The 20,461-nt window shown below is 44.1% G+C and carries 14 protein-coding genes; all 14 read right to left on the reverse strand.

What is annotated here, in order from left to right; translation table 11 throughout:
* Positions 1-41: 41 nt before the first annotated feature.
* The 14 genes from L0B18_RS16665 to L0B18_RS16730 all read right to left on the reverse strand — a co-directional run bounded on the left by L0B18_RS16665 (position 42) and on the right by L0B18_RS16730 (position 20,417).
* Complete coding sequence (locus L0B18_RS16665) at positions 42-1,124, reverse strand: FecR family protein (protein WP_234572940.1); 1,083 nt, start codon at positions 1,122-1,124, stop codon at positions 42-44.
* A 148-nt stretch (positions 1,125-1,272) separates the two neighbouring features.
* Positions 1,273-1,878, reverse strand: a complete 606-nt coding sequence (locus L0B18_RS16670) for an RNA polymerase sigma-70 factor (protein WP_234572941.1) — start codon at positions 1,876-1,878, stop codon at positions 1,273-1,275.
* Between the two features lie 292 nt (positions 1,879-2,170).
* A complete protein-coding gene (locus L0B18_RS16675) occupies positions 2,171-3,001 on the reverse strand; it encodes a glycerophosphodiester phosphodiesterase (RefSeq protein ID WP_234572942.1) in 831 nt (276 codons plus the stop codon).
* 16 nt (positions 3,002-3,017) lie between these two features.
* Positions 3,018-4,499, reverse strand: coding sequence for a CoA-acylating methylmalonate-semialdehyde dehydrogenase (locus L0B18_RS16680; RefSeq protein WP_234572943.1), 1,482 nt, complete (start codon positions 4,497-4,499; stop codon positions 3,018-3,020).
* Positions 4,500-4,709: 210 nt separating this feature from the next.
* On the reverse strand, positions 4,710-5,549 hold the full coding sequence (locus L0B18_RS16685; RefSeq protein ID WP_234572944.1) for a family 16 glycoside hydrolase: 840 nt from the start codon (positions 5,547-5,549) through the stop codon (positions 4,710-4,712).
* A 114-nt stretch (positions 5,550-5,663) separates the two neighbouring features.
* Entirely contained in the window at positions 5,664-9,230 is a 3,567-nt protein-coding gene (locus L0B18_RS16690; protein WP_234572945.1) for a VCBS repeat-containing protein, read from the reverse strand.
* A gap of 35 nt (positions 9,231-9,265) precedes the next feature.
* Positions 9,266-11,434, reverse strand: coding sequence for an outer membrane protein assembly factor BamB family protein (locus L0B18_RS16695; RefSeq protein ID WP_234572946.1), 2,169 nt, complete (start codon positions 11,432-11,434; stop codon positions 9,266-9,268).
* Positions 11,435-11,643: 209 nt separating this feature from the next.
* Positions 11,644-13,212, reverse strand: coding sequence for an MFS transporter (locus L0B18_RS16700; RefSeq protein ID WP_234572947.1), 1,569 nt, complete (start codon positions 13,210-13,212; stop codon positions 11,644-11,646).
* A gap of 57 nt (positions 13,213-13,269) precedes the next feature.
* Complete coding sequence (gene iolD, locus L0B18_RS16705; RefSeq protein WP_234572948.1) at positions 13,270-15,132, reverse strand: 3D-(3,5/4)-trihydroxycyclohexane-1,2-dione acylhydrolase (decyclizing); 1,863 nt, start codon at positions 15,130-15,132, stop codon at positions 13,270-13,272.
* Positions 15,133-15,188: 56 nt separating this feature from the next.
* A complete protein-coding gene (locus L0B18_RS16710; protein ID WP_234572949.1) occupies positions 15,189-16,124 on the reverse strand; it encodes a Cgl0159 family (beta/alpha)8-fold protein in 936 nt (311 codons plus the stop codon).
* A complete protein-coding gene (gene iolC, locus L0B18_RS16715) occupies positions 16,121-17,140 on the reverse strand; it encodes a 5-dehydro-2-deoxygluconokinase (RefSeq protein ID WP_234572950.1) in 1,020 nt (339 codons plus the stop codon). The genes L0B18_RS16710 and iolC overlap by 4 nt, the downstream gene beginning before the upstream one ends.
* Positions 17,141-17,147: 7 nt before the next feature.
* The gene (locus tag L0B18_RS16720; protein WP_234572951.1) at positions 17,148-17,915 is read right to left on the reverse strand and encodes a 5-deoxy-glucuronate isomerase; all 768 of its coding nucleotides are present in this window, start codon (positions 17,913-17,915) and stop codon (positions 17,148-17,150) included.
* An 82-nt stretch (positions 17,916-17,997) separates the two neighbouring features.
* Positions 17,998-18,765 (reverse strand): SDR family NAD(P)-dependent oxidoreductase, encoded by a 768-nt coding sequence (locus L0B18_RS16725; RefSeq protein ID WP_234572952.1) that lies wholly within the window; start codon positions 18,763-18,765, stop codon positions 17,998-18,000.
* 167 nt (positions 18,766-18,932) lie between these two features.
* A complete protein-coding gene (locus L0B18_RS16730; RefSeq protein WP_234572953.1) occupies positions 18,933-20,417 on the reverse strand; it encodes a RagB/SusD family nutrient uptake outer membrane protein in 1,485 nt (494 codons plus the stop codon).
* Positions 20,418-20,461 lie beyond the last annotated feature (44 nt).

The raw sequence follows: 20,461 nt of genomic DNA on the forward strand, positions 1-20,461 counted from the left end.
AAAAACTGTCCGAATTCATTTATTATTTTCTCAGGATGGATTCAATTACATCCATCCCCTATCAGCAATACCCGACGTCCTTCAATTTGGTATTCGATGTCAAAAGCATAGGTAATTGCTTTGAGCACAGTGGTTAGTGATTCATCTCTGTGCTCACCACGAACCATACATTTCTTAATGGCTTCATTTTCGAAATAAATATCCACGTCGTACCATCTTTCCAGCTGAAATGTAACTTCTCCCAACTCTTTATTATGGTATAGCAATACTCCGCTGTTCCAGGCAGTCAGCTCCATTATGCCTTCACCTGTTGTAAACTGCCGGTTGGTAAATGTATAGTTGGCATATTCATTCGACTCAAGCACAACATTCGAATCTTGTCCCGAAAACCCTGTCTCCGAAACCGATACTTTTCCACTTCTTACCGCCACAACAGCCGTGTTATCTTCGGGGTAGGAACGAATATTGAAAGAGGTTCCCAAAACCTTTGTGGTTATATCATTGGTGTGAACTAAAAAAGGCCGTTCCTGATCAGGAGTGACAACAAAAAAACCTTCTCCCCGAAGTTGAACCACTCTGGCCGAGTCCGAAAATGAAGAAGGATAGATAAGGCTGCTTTCAGAGTTTAAGTGAACCTGGGTGCCATCGGGTAATACAAACCGCACCTTTTCACCGGCATTTGCAATTTTTTCTATCTGAGTGATTGAATTCGTTAAAGCATTCTGCTGGTATATGTAAAACAGATAGGACAATGTAACGGTGAAGACCAGAATTGCAGCCACTTTTAATCCTATAAACCATCGCGCTGAGTGAGAATTCCTTTTAGGAAACCTGCTTAATTTTGATTTTGAAATTCTTGGAGGTTCGGGAATCTGCCGGTATTCACGTTCTATTGCTTCCGCTTGGATTTCTTTAAGCCAGGTTCCCTCATCAATTTCCAGATCGTTTTCAGCCGGCAGGTCATTATCATCAATCCTTTGCCAATAGTCAGTCAGAATTTTTTTGATTTCCGGCTCATGCTCCGCCCTTTTCATATAATCCAAAAGTAAATGAACCTCGCCCTCTGTACAGCGATCCTGCAAATATTTATCAAGGAGTATTTGAAGGCGATTGTTGTTTTCCATTGGCTTTGTTGTCGTGAGTTACTCATATAACAACTGAAACCAGGGGGGGGGACTATGCCGAATTATTTTTTTCTCAGAAAATCACAAAGGCCGCTTCAATAAGAAGGTGTTTAAGAGATGAGAATCGTGAGAATGATGGAAAAATATGTCAAAGCAGGAATAAAATCGCAGATAACATGAAAGACAGGGCAATATCGGTATGACACTTCAGGAACTCCCGAATTTGTTTCTGGGCAGAAACAATCTGGTTCTTTACAGTATTCTTAGAGATTCCAAGCTTATTTGCAATCTCCCTGTGAGTCATTTTATTCTCTCTTGAGAGCCGAAAAATCAATTCTCTTCTGGGAGGTAATTGCACGATCGCTCTTTCCACCCATTTGCTATGTTCGCGGGCATGGAGTTCTTCTTCGTACGAAACCCATTGGCGCTTTTCCATGATTGACTCTAAAATTTTCTCTCTTAAATCGTCATCATAACCCGCTCTTTTCAAATGATTAAACGCCATATTCCGTGCAATAACGTGAACATAAGCACTCAGGGATTGATCGGGATTTAGCTGCTGTCTTTTCTCCCAAACTTTTAGAAAGGTTTCCTGAACAATGTCTTTCCCAACACTTTGAGATTTTACGATTGAAATGGTGTAATACAGTAATTTCTGATGGTACCGACTAAAAATTTCCTTAAATGCTTCACATTCTCCTCGCTTCAAACTCTGTACGAGTTCAAAATCATTACATTCTGAATAGATAGACATTTTTTCCCATTTTGATCACTTTCTGCAATCCGTAAACAGAAAGTGCTTTCCAAACTCAAACCAATTGATAACCTTAACATATCAAATTTACAGTATGTTAAAAAATGTTAATCAAGATTTGTTTTTTAGAAAAGGATAGGTGATTCCATCGTTTAAATCTCTCTTTCAATCATCAGTAAAATCTGCCGGATGCGGGTATAATCCGGGTAGATATCTTTTGAGAATTTGTTCCTCATCCAACTCCCTGTTATGCCACTCCCGTTAGCTGATCAAATGATAGATAGCGATCATTTCAATCTTCTCTGAAAAGCGGCTCATATACGGAATCAACCTGATAATACTCGACACCAAGTTTCATCAACCTTTCAACATCTTTTCCGGCGGCCTCCCACTCTTGTTCTTCACTGAGGTGCGGCTGATGATATCTGAATACATTGATCGCGGCAACCACTTTAACCCCAAGCTGATTCGCTTTTTCAATCATTTGCTGATCCAGATTTCCTCCAAGCTCGAACAGATGATAGAGATTGCTCACATTTTCACCCGCTACAGCCGCCCGGATAATCTCATCCAGTCCTTTGGATAAAGAAGCTTTCCCATGGAAGTACTGCTGCGCATTTGCATCACTTAAAACAAAGGTTGATGAAAGAAGATCGTATTTCTTCAAAATCTGTTCGATCCGTTCATAAGATGATTCATCAAAATCACCTCCTTTGATATCGAGCATTAATTTTATGTTATCCTGCGCTATTTCTGCTGCTTCTTCAAACAACAACGGCCGTGATCCGTCAAGGCGGGAGCGCAATTTTCGGATCTCATTCCATTCCATCTCGCTAACAGCACGTGAATCATTATAATACTTCTGAAATGTGGGATCATGATAGATGATGATCCGGTCATCCTTTGTCTTCCGGAGATCAATTTCGAGCATCCAGTAGCCTCTCTGAATCGCTTCCTCAATTGCAGACCGAGAATTTTCAGCGTGTTCAGCATTCACAATGCCGCCTCTGTGAGCAATCAGATTAGCCGAAAGCTCCTGCTCCCCGGTTTGCCCGTGCAAAAGCACGGGCAAAGTTCCCAGGACAACCAGTATTAGAGGAAATAAAATATATCTGTCTAACATAGTCAGTTTTTGAGATTTAGAATACGCGATCCCAGTCACGTATCCATCGTTCAACTACGACTTTGGTTTGGGTATAAAACTCGACGGCATGATGTCCCTGAGCGTGCAAATCACCAAAAAAGCTTTCCTTCCAGCCACTGAATGGATAATATGCCATCGGTGCTGCCACGCCAATATTAATTCCGATATTCCCGGCATTGGCTTCATAACGGAACTGCCGCGCCGCTGCGCCACTGCTGGTAAAAAGACACGCCATATTACCGTATGCCTGTGAATTAATCAGGGCAATGGCATCATCAACGGTATCAACATGCATCAGCCCAAAAAGCGGACCAAATATTTCCGTTTTGGCAATAGAGCTGTCCGGAGAAATATCATCTATTATCGTTGGAAAACTCCAGTTTCCACCTTCAAATTCATCGACTTTTTTACTGCGGCCGTCCACCAGGATTTTACCGCCTTCTTTTGTACCTGTTTCAATAAAACCCTCCACTCGCTGCCGACTCTCGGAGGTAATTACCGGCCCCATTTCGGTCCCCTGGTTCAGTCCGTAACCCACCTTCAGATTTGCAGCTTTTTCGGAAATAGCCTCTGTAAACGGCTTCTTTGCATCTCCGACTGTAATGGCCAGTGAGTTTGCGAGGCACCGTTGTCCGGCACAACCAAATGCGGAATCTCCGACAATACGTGTTGTCATATTCATTTCAGCATCAGGCAAAACCACAACCATATTTTTTGCTCCGCCCTGGGCCTGAACCCGCTTGCCATGAGCCGTTCCCTTGCTGTAAATCTGCCGGGCCACACCCGAAGAACCTACAAAACTGATTGCTTTCACAGCCGGGTTTTCAAGCAACTCGTCAACAGCGGTTTTATCACCGTTTACAAGTTGAACAACTCCTTCCGGAAGACCGACTTGATCCAGCAGTTTGAATATATATTGCGCCGACATCGGCACTTTCTCGCTGGGTTTGAGGATAAAACAGTTCCCAGATGCAACAGCATACGGCAAAAACCAAAGGGGAATCATGGCCGGGAAATTAAACGGTGTAATAGCCGTCACAACCCCCAGTGGTTGCCGGATCATATGTTCATCAATTCCACTTGCGATATCTTCATTGTTTATTCCCTGCATCAACGTGGGCATTCCACAGGCGTTTTCCACATTTTCAATCCCCCGGCGGATCTCCCCCACGCTTTCATTAAATGTTTTTCCGCACTCATTTGTAATCACTTTTGCCAGCTCTTCAATGTGATCTTCCAGGAGATTTTTAAAATGAAACAGGTACTGGATTCGCTTGGTAACCGGTGTCCGGCGCCACCCGTGAAATGCTTCGTCTGCCACCTCAACAGCTTTTTTAACATCTTCTTTTTGAGACAGACTCACAGTAGCTATCTGTTCTGCTGTTGCAGGATTCATGACCGCAAGATCTGTTCCTGATTCCGGCTTTTGCCAGCTTCCGCCTATATAATTTATAACTTGGTCTGTTGTTGATTCCATTGTTTTGATTGGTTGATTCTTTATGTCTCTGAATGAGATCTCATTTTTGTTGTCTTTTTGAACCGAGAGCGTTGTAATTCCTCACCTTTCAGACGTGTCGGACGAATTCAGGAATTGGACCTTATTCCCGACTCATTCCTGATCGCTGTCATCAGAAAGCAATAGCAATTTTGAAGTAACTTCTGAATGGCAAACAAGGTTTTTATTCTTCTACAGCTCTTTTACTTTAATATTTTTCCATCGCACTTCATCCCCCCACCAGGTATCCGTTCCGTGAACCTGAAGGGCAATATGTCCCTCATCACCCACCGCCTGATACATTTTTTCTTTATCGAAATCAGGACTTTTAGTGGCTGCAGCATCAAACTTGCAGATTTTTGTTCCGTTGATCCATGTGGTGATAATAGGATATTTTCCTTCGCACCGGATTTTAAGGGTATTGTATTCATTGAGTTTCCAGGCCTTCTTCCACTCTTCTTTGGTACAAGCATATCGCAAAGGATTTTCTGCATATCCCTCATAAGGCGTAAAGGGTTTCAACTCGAGATCAACAAGTTCGTCATTTTTAAAAATGCCATAATAACGGAATGGTTCTGTCCTCCATCCGCCGGTACTCTGCCCGTAAAGAAACCCGACAATACCGCCATCGTTCGGCTCGCTGTGATAATCCACATACACCTGATACGACTGACCATTCGGCTGAGACCGTAAAAAAACACCCGAATCACAACCCCATCCCGGTTTTACATCAATCATCATTTCAAAGTCTTTGTAGGTTTTATTCGAAAGAAGAATACCTCCGTTTCCTGATCCGGGTGGTTCCTGTTCGGCAATTATTTCCCCGTTTCTCACCGTCCATCGTGCACCGTTTTTATGCCAGCCATTTAACGATTCCCCATCAAAAAGAGAGATATATCCTTCCTTGTCTGGCATATCGGGTGCTTCTTTTACCCGATTGATTCCGTTTGCAATTGCCGGAGCGAGCCCCAAACCTGCTGTAAAAGTGGCTGAAGATTTTAGAAATTGCCGGCGGTTTATTGATTTTTTCATCGTTGTTGAATTTAAATTAACATTTAGGGCTGAGTGTGATTGATGTCTGTGATTACAGGCGGATGATCAGAGGAAAAAATCCTTGATTTTCAAATACATAGTTGGTCTGTTGCATTACTCCGGAATAACAATTCTGCTGTTTCCGCGATTGTCATAAAATGTGATGTTCTTCACTTGGTCCCGCCCGTAAATCAACAGCGACCTGGTCTTTTGAGATAGGTATCCACCCCCATCATAAAATTCTTTCTTTTCCATCCGACCGTCCTCATAGTTTATTTCTGCTGATATTTCATTTTCTCCGGCATAGAAAACACGTGAGTCGTTTTCATTCCGGGATTCAAACATCAACAACTCACTGTTATTCCGGGCCGAAAGAAAGAGTCTTTGATTTTGGGGACCTGCCAGTTCTGTGAGAGCTTTTGCATCTCCCGAAACATAAAAACCCGTTTCAGGAAACAAGGACGGATCAAATTCACCCTCGCCATTTCCTTTTAACAAAAGTCCATTGAACGCATCATACCGGCCAGTAAACATCTCGGTTGAATAAAAGTTACCAGTCATCAGGATATCGGGGAATCCATCGCCATCATAATCTCCGGCAAGCAAACCGAAAACGGGTGCGATTTGAGCTTCCAATGGGAGTGATTTGACTTCCATTGATGCCCCCTTCCTGTTCAGAATCAGGCTGGTTTGAAAAGTATCTGATGAATAAGTTTGATTACTGCTCAGATGGTCACTTGACAAAAGATCAGTCAGCGCTGCCTTTCCGTAATGCTCATACGATGTAAATCTGCTCTCCAATACCGGCATCTGCATTAACAGATCGTCTTTAAGGTGAACCGGTTTTCTTACACCATTCAGCATTTGTGAAATCACAGGGTCGGTCAGTCCGTCCCTGTTAAAATCGCCATAATGAATCTGCACGGATCCATTTTCACGGTTCTGAAGGGTCGAATTCAACCCGAGATTTCCGGCTGCATAATCCATATATCCGTCCTGATCAAAATCAGCCGCAACAATACTGTTCCACCATCCAACTGTTTCTGAAAGCCCCAGGTCTTCGGTAACATTTTCAAGCATTCCATTACGATTTTCGAAAACCGTAATGGGCATCCATTCACCTACAATGATTAAATCCGAGTGAAAATCGTTATTGAAATCGGTCCAGATTGCGGAAGAGACCAACCCGATATTTTTCAAGCCGGGAGCCACTTTTTCTGTGATATTGACGAATCTTCCATCCTGGTATTTCAGGATATAACTTTCCGGAGTTAGCGGATATTGATTGGGCACAACCCGCGAACCAACAAACAATTCTTTTGAACCGTCCTGATCAAAATCAGCCGCCGCAACAATGGATGTGCTGGATCTCATTTCCGGGAGAATGTCTGTCTGGCGGGTAAAATTTCCATTGCCGTCTCCAAAATAGACTCGATCCTGATAGTACTCTGACCCGGCCCGGAATTCGCTTCCCCCGCTGGCTATATACAAATCCTGATGTCCGTCGCGGTTGATATCCAGGAAAAGTGCTCCCATATCTTTTTCGTAATGGTCACCCGTTTCTAAAATTTTGGACTCAAATGTTCCGTCTGGGTTCTGAAGGAATAACTCTCCCGGTTGTTGGAAAGCTCCTCCGATAAAAAAGTCTTCAAGGCCATCCCCGTTTGCGTCACCCACGGCAATGCCAGGACCTGATTTTGAAAATTTATGCGGGAGCAACGGCTGAACTTTGAAATCGGAAAAATCTTTTTCCTGGTGACTGAAAGTGGCTTTTTTTTCAGCGGTTACATCATGAAAAATCCGGCTTTTGTTAGAATCGGAATGGTTCTCCTGTTTCCACTCTTGTTTGGGATTCCCCTCTTCCTGCCAGGAAATTTCAATCTTTTGATTGGCCGCAAGATCTCTCACCGTCTGTTTCACATCATCCGGCCAGATGACAACAACCGAATCAACCCTGGTTTTTTCCCCCAGCCCGAAATGAACCGGAGTTACCATTGCCGATAAATATCCACGGGAAACAGCATATTCGTGATAATAGGTTTCACCTTCTGCATAAACAATTACATGAGAACCTATCCCCTGCCTGTTTTGATCTGGCCCGTTAAGTTTTATGCTGAGATAATTTTTGTTTGTTTGATCAGACACATTTCGATAAACAAATGCAGCCTCTTGAGTATTATTGGTGACAAAGTCCAAACGCCCGTCGTTATCAAGATCAACATAAACAGCACCGGTGGAAAAGGACGGCTGTCGGAATCCCCAATCATCAGAGGTATCAGAAAATGTCAGGTCTCCGTTGTTTCGGAAGATATAATTTGTTTCATACGATCCTTCCAGGTTTTGCATTTCCCGGAAAAGTGTTTCTCTTGTCTGCCGATTGAAACCGGATCTTCTCAACAAGTTCATTTTATATTCCGAGAAATCACTGTCGGCCGGGTTTCGGGGAAGCCCGTTTGTTATAGCCAGATCCTGTAATCCATCGTTATCAAAATCAGCGAATAGAGCACTCCAGCTCCAGTCGGTACTTGCAACACCTGCCAAAAGTCCGATTTCACTAAATACCGGAGTCCCATCCGGAAGACTCCCCGTATTTAATTGAAGCACATTCCTCTTCACCTGTGGAGAATAGCCCATTTGTATTTCAGACACGAACCGTTCATACCCGGTTGTTTGATACATTCTTTTCACACGCTCATCATCTTCGGGAAGCATGTCCACAACGATTATGTCCATCAAGCCATCGTTATTGATATCACCAAAATCCGTGCCCATTGAAGAATAACTTTGATGCCTGAAATACTCTGATGCGCGATCCGTGAATGTACCATCTCCGTTATTCACATATACCGCATCATTCGGGAGAAAATCATTTGCTGCATGAATATCCGGCAAGCCGTCCCGGTTGATGTCGAATACATTCACTCCCAGGCCATATCCTTCCAGTAAAATTCCTGCCTCTTCAGACACATTGCTAAATGTGCCGTCTCCGTTATTTTTATACAATCTGTCGGTATTGAGATGCTCTCCGCGGACCTGTTTGGGGCGGATTACATTTGGCGGTACATCTCCCTGGCCATTTGTGAGGAGATACAAATCGAGCAGGCCATTTTTATTGTAATCAAAGAAAACAGCCTGTGTTGTAAAACCGGTATCGGCAATTCCATACTGTTCGGCTTGCTCTGAAAATGTTTGGTTGCCATTGTTTATGTAAAGCTCATTCGCTCTTCTCGATGGATCAGCGTAAGGTCCGCCAAAACTTATATACAGATCCAAAAACCCATCCGCATTAATATCCATCATCGTAACGCCACTGGCCCATTTTTCTTCGGTGTTGATTCCTGATGTTTCAGTGATATCGCTGAACTTGAAATCTCCTTCATTTATATAGATCCGGCTTTTCCCCATATTGGATGCAAAAAAGAGATCCGTCAAACCATCATTATTAATATCTCCGGCAGCAACGCCGGCTCCGTTGTACAACATTTCAAAGGTTACGATATTTAAATCCATGCTTTCTTCAACCTTATTTTGAAACTCAATTCCAGTCTGTGACGGAGGAAGCAACTCAAACAGAGATGCTTTTCTATCTGTTTTTGTACAACCAAACAGCAGAATAAACAGAATAAGCAACGCTCCATGTGGCTGTAATGCATCCTTACAAGGTGATTGAAAACATCTCATTATGTATGTGGCAGATTATTCGATTAACTTACATGTCAATCAGGTAGTGCAAATACCATAAATAAGTCACTGGTAGGTGTGGATAACTGTCCGCTGTGACCTTCCGAGCAATATTTACAATTTCCACCAACACCGAGCGCTATATACTGCTTACCATCAATTTCATAGGTACTTGGTGTTGCAAAGGCACCGGTTTCCAACTCTGTTTCCCATAAAATTTCACCGGTATCTTTATCAAACGCCCGAAACATTCTGTCGCGGGTAGCGGCAATAAAAACGAGACCGCCGGCCGTGGTGATGGGACCTCCGAGATTTTGTGTTCCTGTTGGCGGAATGCCTCTGGCTGTCAGCTCTTTATATTCACCGAGCGGAACCTGCCATACGATTTCGCCTTTATTCAGATCAATCGCATTCAACGTTCCCCATGGCGGTTTGATGGCCGGGTATTCTTCATCATCCCTGAACTGGTAATAGTTTTGATGGATATATGGTGACATGACTGCTCCTGTACCTCCGCCGTCTTCTGCAATTTCCCTTTCCTTCTCAAACAGGTATGCTAAAAGCGCATTTAAATCATTGCCCACAACAGAAGCCATCGCCGGCATTCCTCCTTTGCCCTGTTGTATTACTGATGTCACTTCTTCCTCGCTAAGCCTGTCTTTAAGCCCCACAAGACTTGGTGCCGGAGCCACTCCCTGCCTGTCAATACCATGACAGGCCGCACATGTGGCTGTATATACATATTCTCCATACGAAGACATATTTGCTTTGAGACCTTCCGTCTCTACCATGGAAATAACGTATGGTATATTATTTCCATTGATGTAAAGCATTCCGGCGGAAGGATCTACGGAGGCACCTCCCCACCATGCGCCACCGTGTAAACCGGGCAGAAAAATGGTTCCTTCCCCGGTTCCCGGCGGATCATATAATCCCCTGGTGCTGAATTTTTTGAATTCTTCTCGCGCCCACGCATTTTTTTCAGGAGAGAGATCTGTAAGATCATCTTCTGTTAATCCTTGCCTGGTAAATGGTTCCGGTTTTACCGGTATGGGTTGTGTTGGCCATGACTCTTCGCCTATCAATGATGATTGAGGAACGGGCATCTCTTCGATGGGAAATAAAGATTCGCCCGTTTCTCTGTTAAGTACATAAACCATTCCTGTTTTTGTAACCTGGGCAACAGCATCGATATATTCTCCGTCGTGATAAACAGTGAGAAGGTTAGGATGAGTTGGGATGTCATAGTCCCAGATATCATGCCGGACGGTTTGAAAATCCCAGATGCGTTCTCCATTTGATGCATCCAAAGCTATAATTGATGTACTGAAGCGGTTCGAGCCGATCCGGTCGCCTCCATAAAAATGATATGATGGAGCTCCGGTGGATACATATACAACTCCCCGTTCATCATCCACGGCCATGCCTCCCCAATTGTTCGCTCCCCCGGAAGTTTCCCAGGCATTTTCCGGCCATGTTTCATAGCCTACTTCACCGGGGTGTGGAATTGTGTGAAAAATCCATTCGAGATCGCCGGTCCTTACATTGTATGCCCGTATGTGGCCCGGTGCATATTGCTGAGGGCCCTCCGGAACCCGGCTCCCGAAAATAATTAGATCGTTATATAAAATACCCGGAGATGTTGCACTTACGGATAGCTCATTCCAGGGTTCTCTGTCGAGGCCTTTTCGTAAATCTATTCTTCCATCTTCACCAAAGTCTTCTATTTGTGTACCCGTTTGGGCGTTCAGAGCATACAAAAAACTGCCCCTTGTAAATAGAATCCTGTCTCCACTTTCATCTTTCCAGTAGGTTACTCCACGGTTTTGATGCTCGGGGCCATCCGTATCAAATACCCATATTTCCTCACCGGTTTTTGCATCCAAAGCAGCAATTTTCAATGATGGTGAGCTGATGTACATGATCCCGTTCACCACAATTGGATTGGCCTGAATCGTTGAGCGCTCGGTGTTGTCGCCGGTTCTGTATTCCCAGACAACTTCCAGATCTTTTACATTAGACTTATCAATCTGGTCAAGAGAGGAATATTTGGAATTGCCTTTATCGCCGCTGGTCACTTCCCAGTCTACATAGTCTACCGGATTGATTGGAATTGAGGAATCTTCATTTCTTTCCCCACAAGAGGAGAGTACAGAACAAATTAAAAACAGAGGTAAAAAAAAACGGATAATATCAGGTTTCATTTTATACAAATCGTAGTTCTGATTTTTTGAATTATTGCACGACATACATCTTTTAGGCAGACACAAATTTTCGGCACACCATGGTGCTTGTTTTCTTCATTTTGATAACGGATGTCCTGGTATTATTAAGAACAACTGAAAAAATATGTACCCCGTAATATTTCATCACGGAGTACATACGATGGGATTAAATGGGCGTGAATATTTGCTTATTCATCATCAAGTTGTTTGACTTTATATCCACCCCGGCGTTTGTCGTTGATATACACACCCAAGAAGATCAGTGCCAGAATGAAAGCTGCAGGAGTGATGTACAAAAACGACACCCTCCCGCCATAGTTATCTGCCGGCCTCAATACGGCAAAGGCCCGGTCGGTCAATTCCTGTTCTTGTGATATTCCCGCATCAAGAAGTGCCCGTAATGCCTCGGGAGTATGCTCGGAGTCGAACTCTCCATTTTGTTGATAATAGGCTAATGCCTGTTCGGTGCGGTTAAGAATATTTTCTATATCCGTGCGGGTATAACCCAACTGCTGGAGTTGTTGCGGGGATCCTTCTGCCCGCTCAGCAATTTCGATGTACTCTGGAAATCGTTGCTCAATCTCCTGCAGAATCTGTACTGTCTTTGGTTTATCAAGAGCATCCGGAAGGTATTGATCGGCAATTCCTCCCATAATAGCATTTGAAGCTCCTGCTCCGAAAAAACCCATACCCATTAAAAGTACAATCCCCAGCGAGCCTGCCCGCGGAAAACGTTCACTCATCAGGCCCACCATTGTCGGGAAGTGGAATGCAATTCCGGATGCATATATTGTGGCCGCAACCATCGTAATCCCCACTCCGCTTTCAAAAAAAGCAAACAGTAATAAACCGATACCCGTAAGAAGTGAACCGGCAAACAACATGCCGGGAGGAGAAAGTTTTTCAACAAATGGCCCGGCAAAAAACCGAAGCAACATCATAATTCCGCTAATCCATGCAAATACCAAAATTCCAGGAACGCCTGCTGCCTGCAATACTTCGGGAATCCAACGGCCGGGGCCCAATTCAAGTGAGAGGGTCATCATCTTAAGTATAATCAGCCCCCAAACCAGCGGATGTGTAAACGTATACTTGAACATCTCTTTTATAGGAATACCTGCTTCCCGGGTCAGTGTTGGAGGAAACTGTACTGGAAGCAACAGATACCCATAACAAAGTACGGGAATGTAAACAATGGCAATCTGCACGGTCCAGTGACCAATATTCACGTCGCCTATGGCGCCTACTTGTACCATTGCCCATCCCAAGAGGCCTCCGAACACCATACCACCCGGGAAGAATGCATGAAAATGATTGAGTTTGGTGGTCTTGTTGTCGGGAAAAAGCGCCGCCGTCAGGTTATTGCCTACTACCTCAATCAGTCCATTTCCCAAACCGAATCCTACGGCTCCAAGAAACAGAATCCAGAAGGCGTAATTCTCTCCGGCAAATCCGTAGGCTCCCAAAAACAGGGTTACCCCACTCAAATGAGCTACAAAAGCTCCTTTCACCAGACGTTTAAACCCGATCTTCTCCAAAGCCGGACCAATCAGCAGCAAGGACATTGCCATTCCCCACAAGGCCGCTCCACCTATATAGCCCACCTGGGCATTGGTTAATAAAAACTCTGTCTTGAGTTGCTGAAGAATATTGCTGACCAAAACAAAGGTAAAGGCCGTCGGCAACAGCGCCAGACAGATTCCGCGAAATATCCGCTCACGGGGTACTCCTCCGGAGGGTATCGAAGTTGTGTCCATTGTCATATTATGTTTAGTTAGTTGTGAAAATTTTTTATGCAGCCATTACAAAAAGCTTCAAAAGTAATTGCGCTGTTTCTTTCTGTTATTTTCATATTCAACTCTCGACTGTTTTACAGACTCAACTTCGGATGTTTCCGCAACGGGCACATCCCACCATGAATGATATCCCGGTACTTTCTGTACTTTATCTACTTCTGCGACAATTACTTGCGCCTTATCAGAGTTAAAGGCGGATTTCAAAGCATTTTCCAGTTCTGCATATGAGAAAACTTCCTGGACATCAACGCCATAGCTTCGGGCATTCATCGCAAAATCAATAGGAAGAGTATCTTCATCAGAGACATCTCCGCCATTTTTCTTGTATTTGTAGTCGGTACCAAACCTTTGGGAACCAACAGATTCCGAAAGTGACCCAATACTGCCGAATCCATGATTGTTTAATAAAACAACCGTGATTTTTATCCCTTCCTGAATGGCTGTGATTAACTCAGATGACATCATTTGGTAAGAACCATCACCCACCATAACAACAACTTCGCGATCCGGATTGGCCATTTTCACACCAAGTCCGCCGGCAATTTCGTACCCCATGCAGGAGTAGCCATATTCCAGATGATAACCTCCGGGTTCACCACATTTCCAGAGTTTGTGAAGATCTCCGGGCAAACTTCCTGCTGCACAAACTACTGTGGAATGTTTGCCGGCATGCTCATTTACAATCCGAATGATATTCGGCTGCTGCATTTTTTCCTGTTCCGGAAGATTTGTAACTCTGGCAACTTCATCCACCCATTCGGCTTTCAATGACTGAACTTTTTGTCTGAATTGTTCATCAATCTCATACCCGTCCAAATCTTTGCTAAGATCCTGAAGGGTAGCTTTAGCATCGGCCTGAAGGGCAAGAGAAGAGAGTTTATGAGCATCCATTGAACTGATATTCACATGAATAAACTGAACATCCGGATTCTGGAACTGACTTTTTGAGGAGGTTGTAAAGTCACTAAGCCGCGTTCCGATCAGAAGAATAACATCGGCTTCTTCTGCAACACGGTTTGCCGCCAAAGCTCCTGTTGCCCCGACAGATCCCAGATTTTGAGGGTGATCAAACGGAAGTGCTCCTTTCCCTGCCTGTGTTTCTCCCACCGGAATTCCGGTTTTTTCAACAAAGTGTTTTAATTCTTCAGCAGCTTCACTGTAAAGAGTCCCTCCTCCTGAAATAATAAATGGTTTTTTGGCTCGCTTTAAAATACGGGTGGCTTCCAGATATAAATTCTTATCAGCCCGAAGACGGGGTACATTCCATACTCTTTTTTCAAAAAGATCTGAAGGATAAGAAAAGGCCTCTGTTTGTACATCCTGGGGCATACAAAGTGTAACCGCACCTGTTTCTTCTGGTGAAGTGAGAACTCTCATAGCTTCCAGAAGAGACCACGCAAGCTGGTCCGGACGATTAATTCTGTCCCAATATCTCGAAACCGGTTTAAAAGCATCGTTAGCGGTTACATCCTGGCTAAGGGGATATTCGAGCTGTTGCAAAACCGGGCCCACATTTCGTCGCGCAAATGTATCACTTGGAAGCAGAAGTAATGGTATTCGGTTGATGGTAGCCGTGGCTGCACCTGTTATCATATTTGTGGAGCCGGGCCCGACAGAAGCTGTACATGCAAGCGCCTGCATCCGGAATTTTGCCTTTGCATACGCAATTGCCGTATGGGTCATTGCCTGCTCATTCCGTGCAAGATAATAGGGCATTTCCCGGTTTTGATGGAGAGCCTGACTGATTCCGGCTACATTTCCATGGCCGAAAATTCCCCATACTCCGTTGATAAATCGCAATTCATGGCCATCCCGCTCTACATACTGATTATTCAAAAATTTTATTAATGCCTGCGCGACAGTTAATTTTTCGTGACTCATAAATGGTTATCCGTTTTTGCTTTTATTTTTAAATTCATTTTCACCCGGAAAACCATTCAGTTTTTGTGAATAATATTTCCGATCGTTTCTGCAACTGAGACAGGCGTTCCCTCATTCGGGTAAAGAACATTTCGGCCGAGCATAGCACCCCGGACCTGATGTCCGCTTTCCATTGCTTTTTCCACACTCCGGATCATTTCTCTCTGTCCGCTTCGATCTCCGCCTAAAATGACAATAGGCAACGTGCCGGATCCCACCACACGCGAAAACTCTTCGACATAGGGAATTTTCAGCCAAATATTCCGGCTATAATTTCCCAAAGCTGCCGTTAACGTGAGTAATGGAATTAATTCATCCGCTTTTTTTATGACCTGATAACGATTTTCGACCCGTTTTACCGGAAGCGGTTCAAGAAAAACAGGGAGATTCTGCCTGTTCATATCCCGGACTCCGTCTGCACATGCAAGGATTGTTTGCAGTGTATCTTTCGAACTCATATCTACCCGCAGAAGCATTTTGGCCGCATCAATCCCGAAACGGACACATGTTTCAGAATCGGATGCCGTAATCGGGTCGTTCAGTTCCCATACAGATCCGGGAATGCCACCGCGATTCAGACTGGTAATCAGAAGTTTATGATCCAAAAAACCTTTACCGTGGTTCTGCATTTCACCATGCAGTATCAGCAGGTCTTCAAGAATGTCCATACTGGCCAGAACACCGTCCACTTTTTCACATCTCAGGGTAGAAACGAGCCGGGCCAATAACTCGTGGCGGTCAGCCATTGCAAACATGTCATTCCCAACAGAGAGGCTGCCCCGGGCCGGATGGTCTGCCGCTACAATATTGATCTTTCCGTCTGTTGTGAAAGAGTCTCTTCGTCTCCTTTTTTGAGCAACCTGTTCTGCAAACTCGGGAGAATGAACACGATATTCTGTAATCTTTTGGAAGTCTTCGGGACGGATAATTTCACTTTTGTTGAACCCGTTCACGCCAAACCTCCTTTATCTTTTGTGAAGGCCTCAATTTCCGACATCGTTGGCATAAAATTCGCGCAGCCATGCCGGGTTACAACAATGGCCCCACAGGCATTTCCAAGCCGGGCACTTTTATAAAAATCCCACTCTTTTAAAAAGCCGAAAATAAAACCACTGGCAAAAGCATCACCGGCACCCAATGTATTTTGTACTTCAACCGGATAACCGGCAACATGCTCGGCACTATCGCCATTTTTTCGATAAAGATAGCAGCCTTCCGTTCCTGCTTTCAGTACCAGTAATTCCCCTCCGATTTCCAGCAATTGCCTGACAGCTTCCGTTTCATCGCCATCTATTTTGGATTCATTGACTTGCGAAGCCTCAACCCTGGCAGTTCCCCTGCCCTTCCAGGCAGCTGCTTTAATCTCTTCATTTGTACCGATGATAATATCCACATGAGGCAAAACGGAGCGCAGCGTAATCCCGAAAGTTTGCAAATCCGGCCACTGATCGGCCCTGAAATCCACATCAAGAATTACTTTCGTGCCACTGGCAGCGGCTTCTTCTGCAGCATGAAGTGTTGCAGACCTCGACGGTTCCCTACTTAGGCCGGTTCCGCTGATTAATATTGCCCGGCATGTTTCGAACGGAATCTTGCTGATATCATCAAGATCAATTGCAATATCTGCGCAATTGTCGCGATAATAGACAAGGGGGAATTTGTCAGGAGGTTCAATTCCCAGGATAACAGCACTGCTTCTTCTCCCTTTTTTGCGGGATACAAATTGCGTATCCACATCTTCTTTTTTGAGAAAGTGAAGAATAAAATCTCCAACCGGATCTTCTCCAACACCGGTTAAAAGCGCCGATTTGAGGCCAAGCCTTTTTGTTCCCACACTGATATTTGTGGGACATCCTCCAACATAAGCGGCAAAACTGTTGATCTCTTCAAAAGCATTTCCAATGTCATTGGAATAAAGATCTATAGAACTTCTTCCTATACAAATAAGGTCGTGAACAATCTCTTTCATAAATGGCCTACAAAAATTCGGGTTGAGTATTCACGCCCGCCCAGGATCTTTCCATTGAGTCATCCAGTGTAGCCATAATCCACACAAAATTGATCGGATAACCGGGAACCGCCACATTGGGATGATAACCACGCTTGATAACTACAGCGTCATTTTCATAAACAGGCCCCAAATATTCTGGGGTTTCCAGGTCTTCATAAACCAATTGAATACCAAAAGCCGGAGGCGGCATTTCGATATAGAGATATATTTCTTCTTTGGTATCTGTATGCTCATGAGGTGGCCAGCTCGTCCAATTCCCGTCTTTACTAAAGATTAATCCGCCCAGTAGCCGTTTTGCAGGAAGGTTCTTATCGATCAGCCGATGAATTTTTCTCTCGCAGCCTTCTTGTCCGAGAATCTCGGTTAATTCGGGATCGTTATTTATCTCTTCGAAGGTTGCCAAAACCGGTTCTCCATTTCCGGTTGTCAGAGCGGTGGCTTCTACAATATCCGCTTCTGTATCTGTAGAGATTTTACCTTTGTGTCCCGGGGGAATGTAGAGTGTATCATACGGATGTAATGTCCAGGATTGTCCATCCAGCTCAACGGTAGCCAACCCCTGTAAACAAATCAGTGCGGCTTCAAAGTCCGGGTTATTGTATTCTGTTTGAGTTTGCTTCCCATTCAAAATAATCCTGGCATAACCCAATGATTCCAATTCTGAATTTTCAGGTGTGATAACCCAGTTTCGTCCTGTTTTACCTGCTGTGTCTCGGAATATTTTTTTACTCATTTTTTTATTTCAAGATTCTGCGGGATTCTTTCCCATTCCATTTCAATATTAAAAGTGCTGTTTCCTGGTTTACTATTATTCATCATATGCTCTTCCGGGAAACGATTGTTGCTGATGACTGAGCTACCGGAAAAACAATAGTATCGAGTATATTTACATGCGGCGGGCGGTTTGCCATAAACAGAATTATTTCAGCGATATCCATACCTGTTAGCGGTTGGATATTTTCGTAAACAGCTGCCGCTTTTTCTTCGTCTCCGTGAAATCTTACTTTACTGAATTCGGTTTCTACCAATCCCGGGGCTACAGAACTCACCCGGATGTTTGTACCGGTGAGATCTATTTTTGCAGCTTGTGTAATTGCTCTTACAGCATATTTGGTGGCACAGTAAACCGAACCTCCGGGATACGCTTCATACCCGGCAATAGACCCGACGTTGATGATATGACCGTTATTCTGCTTCTTCATTCGTTCAGACACAAATCGTGTCATTGAAAGAAGCCCTTTAATATTTGTATCGATCATAGCATCCCAGTCGGCAAAATCGGCATCGTCAATCTTACCTTTTCCGGCAGCAAGCCCTGCATTGTTCAACAGGATATCAATGGGGTGTTGAATGGAATCCACACAGGCTTTACATGCTTCCCTGTCACGGATATCAAAACAGAATGTCAACACCTCTGTGTTATGCTGTAACTGAAGCTCCTCTTTCAATGTTTTCAAGCGATCATCCCGGCGGCCGGTTATGATCAGATTGGCCTGATTTTGGGCAAAAAGTGTAGCTGATGCTTTTCCGATTCCTGATGTTGCGCCTGTAATGAGAACCCACTTATTGGCTAAACGATTCAATCTTTAAGGTTTTTGATTTTTGGGTTTTATTTAAAAAAGGTGTGTCTCCTGCCATAACATACACCCTCGCTTTGCTACAAGCCTTGTGTTCATCTGCCGGAGAACACCTGCCTGTTGAAAACATTTGTATGATCAAGCAAGAGACACTTGATGGTGAAGTAGAAAAATTAATGACCGGGGTTTTGTTCTAGTACACCTCCACTGACATCAATCTGGTTTTGTGGAATTGCATAGAAATAATGTTTGGGTCTTATGAAAAGCCGTGGCGGATCATAGGGACCTCTGTCTTCACCATAAATTTCTGTAATATCCACAATGCCGGCCCTGTCCCAACGCATCAGGTCAAAATGGCGGCTCCCTTCGCCGGCCAGTTCAACTCTTCGTTCATGGATAATATCTTCCATGGTTGCATTGGTAACCGGAGGCATTCCGGATCTTGCGCGGACAACATTCAACTCTGCATCCCCATTACCACCGGATCTGATTTTTGCTTCTGAGACATACAAATACACCTCGGCCGATCTTAACATGGGGAGATTCATATTCAAGTCCAGACCTCCTTCCGATCTCCAGGCAGCCCATTTTTCAAAGTGATAGCCAGTTGTAGGAGATAAATCTGCTGTGTATTCTGTTGGTCCCCTGTCTCCACCCAAATCAAAAACATCCCCGGGCATCATGATGGAATAATCCAGCCTTGGATCCCCCTCTTCAAACTCCTCGATAAGATTTGGAAGCGGAGCCTGGAAATCCCAACCTCCCCAGGGTCTTGGAGTTGTATAAATTGTATTTGATTGTGTTTGCCAGCCTTCGGCCGATCCTATGGTAAACAGGATTTCAGGATTGTATTGAGTTTCAACTTTAAAGTTATCATCAAAACTCTCTGTTAATGGGTACGGACCATTTATGACATGGTCTCCTGCATCAATAGCATCCTGGAATCTTTCTTCATACATGTACAGTGTTGCTAAATAACCCCAGGCGGCACCGCTATGGGCCCGGCCTATATCACTGCCGCTATGTTGTTCAGGAAGAAGCTCTGCAGCCTTTATAAAATCAGATTCAATTTGGGCATAGGTATCATCGAGTGAAGCTCTTGGTTTATTGAAATTATCATCAATAACGTCCTGTTCAAGAATCAACGGAACACCGCCAAAAAGCTTTGCAAGTGTCCAGTATGCGAATCCCCTTAAAAAATAGGCTTCACCCAAAACCCTGTTTTTTAAAGTTTGATCCATTTCTATATCGGGCACATTAATCAAAACTCCATTGGCTCTTTGAATGATCTCGTATTTTGCCTGCCAAGTTGAGTTCAGTTTTCCTAAAGAAGCATCGTAAGTAAAATTCTCGATACTGGCATGATCACCATGATCGCCCGCCCGGTACTGATCATCATCCGGGATGTTAATCAACGTCATTATTGTATGTCCCCATATTGACGTCAGGGGGGCATATACGGCATTAATTGCGGCGTCGGCATCATTTGCATTTCGCCAGAAATTATCTGTGGTTGTCTGCCCGTAGGGAGTTGTATCCAGCACGCTCTCTTCACAACTGCTAAAGAACAGAGCCGTTCCAAGGATCATCAAAAAGAATAGCAATGACGGAGCTGAAGAAGAAGCTTTCAATTTTAATTTTTTAGCTATTAAATCCATTGTTTTTGTACTTAGTGGTTTCAATTGGGTTAAATATTTCTTCA

Source organism: Rhodohalobacter sp. 614A, assembly GCF_021462415.1.
In the GTDB taxonomy this organism is placed as follows: domain Bacteria; phylum Bacteroidota; class Rhodothermia; order Balneolales; family Balneolaceae; genus Rhodohalobacter.

Excerpts from the sequence above, each read along its gene's own strand:
- L0B18_RS16680 (WP_234572943.1), bottom strand. The coding sequence starts at position 4,499 with ATGGAATCAACAACAGACCAAGTTATAAATTATATAGGCGGAAGCTGG.
- L0B18_RS16670 (WP_234572941.1), bottom strand. The coding sequence starts at position 1,878 with ATGTCTATCTATTCAGAATGTAATGATTTTGAACTCGTACAGAGTTTG.
- iolD (WP_234572948.1), bottom strand. The coding sequence starts at position 15,132 with ATGAGTCACGAAAAATTAACTGTCGCGCAGGCATTAATAAAATTTTTG.
- L0B18_RS16690 (WP_234572945.1), bottom strand. The coding sequence starts at position 9,230 with ATGAGATGTTTTCAATCACCTTGTAAGGATGCATTACAGCCACATGGA.
- L0B18_RS16730 (WP_234572953.1), bottom strand. The coding sequence starts at position 20,417 with ATGGATTTAATAGCTAAAAAATTAAAATTGAAAGCTTCTTCTTCAGCT.
- L0B18_RS16695 (WP_234572946.1), bottom strand. The coding sequence starts at position 11,434 with ATGAAACCTGATATTATCCGTTTTTTTTTACCTCTGTTTTTAATTTGT.
- L0B18_RS16720 (WP_234572951.1), bottom strand. The coding sequence starts at position 17,915 with ATGAGTAAAAAAATATTCCGAGACACAGCAGGTAAAACAGGACGAAAC.
- L0B18_RS16700 (WP_234572947.1), bottom strand. The coding sequence starts at position 13,212 with ATGGACACAACTTCGATACCCTCCGGAGGAGTACCCCGTGAGCGGATA.
- L0B18_RS16675 (WP_234572942.1), bottom strand. The coding sequence starts at position 3,001 with ATGTTAGACAGATATATTTTATTTCCTCTAATACTGGTTGTCCTGGGA.
- L0B18_RS16665 (WP_234572940.1), bottom strand. The coding sequence starts at position 1,124 with ATGGAAAACAACAATCGCCTTCAAATACTCCTTGATAAATATTTGCAG.
- iolC (WP_234572950.1), bottom strand. The coding sequence starts at position 17,140 with ATGAAAGAGATTGTTCACGACCTTATTTGTATAGGAAGAAGTTCTATA.
- L0B18_RS16685 (WP_234572944.1), bottom strand. The coding sequence starts at position 5,549 with ATGAAAAAATCAATAAACCGCCGGCAATTTCTAAAATCTTCAGCCACT.